This window comes from Kribbella sp. NPDC059898, assembly GCF_042730855.1.
GTDB lineage: Bacteria > Actinomycetota > Actinomycetes > Propionibacteriales > Kribbellaceae > Kribbella.
In genome coordinates this window covers 1-5,247 of record NZ_JBHWKR010000009.1, presented here as the reverse complement: position 1 = coordinate 5,247, position 5,247 = coordinate 1, and the positions used below count along the sequence as shown (strand labels likewise).

Genomic DNA, 5,247 nt, shown 5'->3' with positions numbered 1-5,247 from the left:
GAGGCCGCGGTCGCGGAGGCCGCGGTCGCGGAGGCCGCGGTCGCGGAGGCCGCGGTCGCGGAGGCCGCGGTCGCGGAGGCCGCGGTCGCGGAGGCGGCGGTCGCGGTGGGTGCTTGAGTGTGGAGGAGTGGATGGAGCATCGTTTGTTCTTGGAGTGAGAGTGGTCGTTGGTCGAGTCCGGCCAGGCGGGCGGCGCGGTCGACGACGTGGATGACGCCCTCCCAGAACGGGAGATGTGCCCGCAGCAGCAGGTGATCGTCACCGCCCGCGGCGAGCTCCAGCATCCCGGGCTCCCCGTCCAGCGAGACCACCCGCCGATACACCCCGTCCTCGACCGACTCCACCCCCGGAATCGCCCGGTCGGCGAAGAACGCGCACATCGCCGCCCAGTCGTACGGCGGCGTGAACGGCAACCGCAGCACCAGACCGCCGTCCGCGGCGAGCCGATCACCGCGACGCCGGCGATCGCGGAGCTCTCGTGGCGAGGCCCGGAAGACCTCCCGCATCGCCCGGTTGAACTGCCGCAGACTCCCGAACCCGGACGCGAACGCGACCTCCGCGATCCCCAGGTCGGAGTCGTCCAGCAACCGGCGCGCGAAATGCGCCCGCCGGGACCGCGCGAACTGGTCCGGCGTCGCGCCGAGGTGTTCGTGGAACAGCCGCCGCAACTGCCGCACCGACAGTCCGAGCCGCGCACCGAGCGCCGCCTCGCCGGCCTCGTCCAGCAGCCCGGCGATGATCAGCTGCACGGCCCGGCAGACCAGCTCGGGCGCCTCGTCCGGCACCGTCCCGGAGATCCGGTACGGACGGCACCGCAGACACGCGCGATACCCGGCCGCCTCGGCCGCGGCGGGGTGCTCGAACGTGCGGACGTTCTCCGCGAGCGGCTTCGCACCGCAGCCCGGCCGGCAGTAGATCCCGGTCGTCCGGACCGCCGAATAGATCGTCACCGGAACCACGGTACGCACCCCCACCGACAGTTCCTGACACGCGCTTTACACCCTGCACCCGCGGTCGCGACTAAGGTACGGCGAGTGCAGTCGAAACCTATGCTGGTCGTGGTGAGTGGTCCGCCCGGGACGGGGAAAACGACGCTGGCGCACCGGATCGCGACCGCGATCGGCTGCCCGGCGATCTGCCGGGACGAGATCAAGGAGGGCATGGCGCACGCGACCCCGGGGTTCGTGCCGGGCCCCGGCGACCCGCTGACGATGCGGACCCTGTCGACGTTCTTCGACGTGGTCGGCCTGCTGGTCGGCCGCGGTACGACGGTGGTCGCGGAGGCGGCCTTCCAGGACCGGCTGTGGAACCCGGGCCTGAGCCCGCTGCTCGGCCGCGCCGACATCCGGGTCGTGCACTGCACCACCACCGCCGAGGTCGCGCTCGAACGGATCACCGCGCGCACCGCGTCGGACCCACGGCGGGTGGCGCACGAGGACGCGAAGATCAGCCCGGACGCGCGGGTTCGTACCCACAACGCCTTCCAGTCGGTGGATCTCCCGGTCCCGTCGATCACGGTCGACACCAGCACCGAGCCGCCGCTCGACCAGATCATGGCCTTCTTGTCGCGCTGACGGCCGGTCGTGGTGGACTAGCGGCATGGGCATTCTGGAGGGGTTGACGACGGCGCATCTGGCGGACGCGTGTGTCCGGGCGGGCGTGCCGGTACGAACGGTGCCGGTTACGGCCGTCGTCGGTGAGCGGGTCGTGGGGCGGGTGTTGCCGGCGCAGCATGTGGGCAGCGTGGACGTGTTCCTGGAGGCGTTCGAGTCGGCGGCCGAGGGCGACGTACTCGTGGTGGACAACGGTGGACGCCGCGACGAGGCCTGCGTCGGCGACCTCGTCGCGCTGGAGGCCGCGGCGGCCGGCGTCGCCGGGATCGTGATCTGGGGGCTGCACCGCGACACGGTCGACATCACCGCGATCGGGCTGCCGGTGTTCAGCCTCGGTGCGTTGCCGACCGGTCCGCTGCGGCTCGACCCGCAACCGGCCGATGCGTTGTCCACGGCAACGATCGGCGAGTGGACGGTCACCCGCGACGACGTCGTACTCGCGGATCAGGACGGGGCGATCTTCGTACCGGCGGATCGCGTGGACGAGCTGCAGGCGTTGGCGGAGGGGATCCGGGACACCGAGCACCGGCAGGCCGCGGAGATCCGCGCCGGACGGTCGCTGCGGACACAGGTCGGTTTCGCGGAGTACCTGGCGAAGCGGGCGGCGGATCCGTCGTTGACGTTCCGGCAGCATCTGCGGGCGGTCCGCGGGGCGATCGAGGAATGAGCACCTGGCGGCTGGGCGACGTCACGGTCAACCGGCTCGGGTTCGGCACGATGCGGCTCACCGCGAACCCGGACCGCTCGGTCGCGATCGCCGTACTGCGTCGCGCCGTCGAGCTCGGGGTGGATCACCTCGACACGGCCGCGTTCTACGCGAGCGGGCCGCGGTACGCGAACGAGCTGATCCGCGAGGCGCTGGCGCCGTACCCGGAGGGGCTGACGATCACCACGAAGGTCGGGCCGGGGACCGATCCGGAGCGCGGGTTCTACAACGCGACCACGGCGCGTGAGTTACGTGCCCAGGTGGAGACGAACCTGCGGCAGCTCGGGGTGGACAGTCTGGATGTGGTGAACCTGCGGATCACCGGCGACGGCTCGCTCGCGGAACGGTTCGGGTGGCTCGCCGAGCTCCGCTCGGAAGGGCTGATCAGGCAGCTCGGGGTCTCGAACGTACGACTCGACCACGTCGAGGAGGCGCTCGCGGTCGCGCCGGTGGTCTGCGTACAGAACAGCTACGCCGTCGACCGCCGCGGCGCCGAGGACGCGATCATCCGGTACTGCGCCGACCGCGGCATCGCGTACGTCCCGTTCGGCTCCATCACCGGCGCCGTCGAGTCCCCCACCGTCGCCGCGATCGCCGCCGCCCACGGCGTCACGCCCGCGCAGATCCGCCTCGCCTGGACGCTCCACCACTCCCCGAACATCCTCGCCATCCCTGGCACCGGCACCGTTCCGCACCTCGAGGAGAACCTCGCCGCCGCCGACATCCACCTCACCCCGGACGACCTGGCCGCCCTGGGCTGACCTGCTGGGTCAGTGCCGGCTGATCTCCGCGCGGATACCGGGGACGACCTCCCGCGACCAGCGTTCGAGTTGAACGTCGTACGGCTCGCTCCCCCGGGGAAAGAGGGTGAAGCCGGTGGCGTTGTGGTTGAGGATGGCGTCGGTCAGTTCTTCGATCCACTGCGCGGGAGAGCCGCCGATCCAACGGCCCTCGGCGTCGCGGGTCTGCTGAAGCGGCGCCGCCGTGATCGTGCCAGGAAAGTTGTAGATGGTGCCGATGTCCGACGGCTTGCGCCCGACCGCCAACGCCGCCTCGTCGATGATCGGCCGGGACCAGCGGTATCGATCGCTCAACCAGTCAGCGGCGTGGCCTGGGATCCAGCCGTCGGCCTGCCGACCGGTCGCGGCGAGGGACTTCGGCCCGTTCGACCCGGTCCAGATCAGCGGTGCCGGTACGGCGGCCGGACGCAGCGCGCCGATCGGGTAGTGCTTCGTGGGCTTCGGCGTACCGCCGTCGGACAATCCGTGGACAAGCTGCATCGCCTCCTCGAACGCCTCGACCGCCTCGGCCGGACGGAGTTCGGGCACACCCATCGTGGTGATCCGGTCCCATGCACCGCCGGCGCCCAGCCCGAGGACGAACCGGCCGCTGGACAGTGCGGCGAGCGAGGTCGCCGTACGGGCCAGCACCGGCGCCGGTCGCAGCGGCAGGTTGGTCACGTTGACGAACGCCGACAGCCGCTCCGTACGCCCGAGCAGGAACGCGATCGCGGCGTACCCGTCGAGCATGTCCGGGACGTAGGGGTGATCGGCGAGGCTGACGTGGTCGAGCCCGTCGGCGTCCGCCTGCTGGGCGAGCCGCACGATCGTGGCCACGTCCCGTACCGAGTCCGGCGATCCGTATCCGAACCGCAGGTTCATATCGACTCCTCAGATAGTTTGCTGTTCGAACTAGTTGTAGCACGGATACTTAGAACAGCAAACTATTAGTCCAGCGGACTATCATGTGAGACATGGTGACGACGACGGCGGCTCAGGACACGGATCTGGCGAGTGCACTGGTGCAGACGATGCACTTGCTGCAGGACCTGCACGCCGAGACCAGCCGGCCGCTCGGCCTCACGTCGCAGCAGGCGCGGCTGCTCTGTGTACTGATCGCCGGACCGCAGGGGATGACCGACCTGAGCCGGATCCTGAGTATCGAACGCTCGAGCCTCACCAGCATGGTCGACCGCCTCGAACGCCGCACCCTGGTCGCCCGTACGCCGATCCCCGGCGACCGCCGCGCCTTCCGCATCGAGCTCACCCCTGACGGCCTGAACCTGGCTCACGAGGTCCACAACGCGGTCGTCGACCGGATCAACACCCTCACCGCCGCGCTCCCCGCGGCAACCCGCACCGCCGTGACCGCCGCCCTACGGTCCATTCTTCGATGACTTACCGGTACGTCGAACTGGCCGGCGCGCGGATCGCCTACCGGGTCAGCGGTTCCGGGCCGGCGCTCGTCCTGCTGAAGAACAATCGCCGGCCGCTGGACCACGCGATCAGCGCGTACCTGGCGGGGCGGTTCCGGGTCTTCCAGATCCATCCGGTCGGGTTCGGGGCGAGCGACCGGCCGAACACGTACGACTTCGGCAGAATCGGCGACCAGGTGCTCGCCGTACTCGATCACGAAGGCGTCGAACGGTTCGGTGTCTGGGGGTTCTCACAGACGGCCTGTATGGCGGCAATGGCGGCCCGGTCGACCTCGCGGGCTCACGCCCTCGTCATGGGTGGCGTCGTACCGATCGGGATGGTGACCGACGCGGAGATGCGACGGCTGGAACGGGAGCCACGGCTACCGCGGCCGGCGCTGGAGTTCTGGCGGGCATACCGGTCATACGACTGGCACCATGAGCTCCGGTGCTATCCGGGGCGCCGGGTGGCGTACATGGGGACTGCTGATCCGGCGTTCCGGCGCTTCCGCAAGCTGCGGCCGGTGCTCGAAGGGATCGGCGTTACGTATCTGGAGTTCGAGGGGCTGAACCACACCACCTGCGGTCTGGGTGACGCCTCCGCCGATGGCCGACGGGTTGCCGACCGCATAAGCACACAAATGTTAAGGGCCACCCCCAGTGGGGGTGGCCCTTAACAGTGTGAATGTCCGGCGGCGTCCTACTCTCCCACGACCTCCCGGTCGCAGTACCAT

Annotated in this window: 7 protein-coding genes; 5 read left to right on the top strand and 2 right to left on the bottom strand. The window is 70.2% G+C overall.

The genetic code is table 11. From position 1 onward, the window contains the following. The coding region (locus ACFV9C_RS26155) for a helix-turn-helix domain-containing protein (RefSeq protein ID WP_380197648.1) at window positions 1-950 on the bottom strand (950 nt) is incomplete at its 3' end. An 84-nt stretch (window positions 951-1,034) separates the two neighbouring features. Here ACFV9C_RS26155 and ACFV9C_RS26150 point away from each other — a divergent pair. From ACFV9C_RS26150 to ACFV9C_RS26140, 3 genes are read left to right on the top strand one after another with little or no spacing between them, the layout of a single operon-like run. Next, window positions 1,035-1,574 (top strand): AAA family ATPase, encoded by a 540-nt coding sequence (locus tag ACFV9C_RS26150; protein WP_380197646.1) that lies wholly within the window; start codon window positions 1,035-1,037, stop codon window positions 1,572-1,574. A gap of 25 nt (window positions 1,575-1,599) precedes the next feature. Further along, complete coding sequence (locus ACFV9C_RS26145) at window positions 1,600-2,280, top strand: RraA family protein (protein WP_380197644.1); 681 nt, start codon at window positions 1,600-1,602, stop codon at window positions 2,278-2,280. Next, complete coding sequence (locus ACFV9C_RS26140; RefSeq protein WP_380197643.1) at window positions 2,277-3,080, top strand: aldo/keto reductase; 804 nt, start codon at window positions 2,277-2,279, stop codon at window positions 3,078-3,080. Before ACFV9C_RS26145 ends, ACFV9C_RS26140 begins: the two co-directional genes overlap by 4 nt. Window positions 3,081-3,089: 9 nt before the next feature. On the opposite strand, the gene ACFV9C_RS26135 is transcribed toward ACFV9C_RS26140, so the two are convergent. Next, window positions 3,090-3,980, bottom strand: a complete 891-nt coding sequence (locus ACFV9C_RS26135) for an LLM class flavin-dependent oxidoreductase (protein WP_380197640.1) — start codon at window positions 3,978-3,980, stop codon at window positions 3,090-3,092. A gap of 92 nt (window positions 3,981-4,072) precedes the next feature. On the opposite strand from ACFV9C_RS26135, the gene ACFV9C_RS26130 reads away from it, so the two are divergent. Together ACFV9C_RS26130 and ACFV9C_RS26125 are read left to right on the top strand one after the other, a co-directional pair. Further along, window positions 4,073-4,495, top strand: a complete 423-nt coding sequence (locus ACFV9C_RS26130) for a MarR family winged helix-turn-helix transcriptional regulator (RefSeq protein ID WP_380197638.1) — start codon at window positions 4,073-4,075, stop codon at window positions 4,493-4,495. Then, window positions 4,492-5,190, top strand: coding sequence for an alpha/beta fold hydrolase (locus ACFV9C_RS26125; protein ID WP_380197635.1), 699 nt, complete (start codon window positions 4,492-4,494; stop codon window positions 5,188-5,190). Before ACFV9C_RS26130 ends, ACFV9C_RS26125 begins: the two co-directional genes overlap by 4 nt. The last annotated feature ends 57 nt before the right edge of the window (window positions 5,191-5,247 follow it).

Bases quoted from the DNA above. Each gene is read 5' to 3' on its own strand.
- ACFV9C_RS26125 (WP_380197635.1), top strand. From the start codon at position 4,492: ATGACTTACCGGTACGTCGAACTGGCCGGCGCGCGGATCGCCTACCGG.
- ACFV9C_RS26145 (WP_380197644.1), top strand. From the start codon at position 1,600: ATGGGCATTCTGGAGGGGTTGACGACGGCGCATCTGGCGGACGCGTGT.
- ACFV9C_RS26130 (WP_380197638.1), top strand. From the start codon at position 4,073: ATGGTGACGACGACGGCGGCTCAGGACACGGATCTGGCGAGTGCACTG.
- ACFV9C_RS26140 (WP_380197643.1), top strand. From the start codon at position 2,277: ATGAGCACCTGGCGGCTGGGCGACGTCACGGTCAACCGGCTCGGGTTC.
- ACFV9C_RS26135 (WP_380197640.1), bottom strand. From the start codon at position 3,980: ATGAACCTGCGGTTCGGATACGGATCGCCGGACTCGGTACGGGACGTG.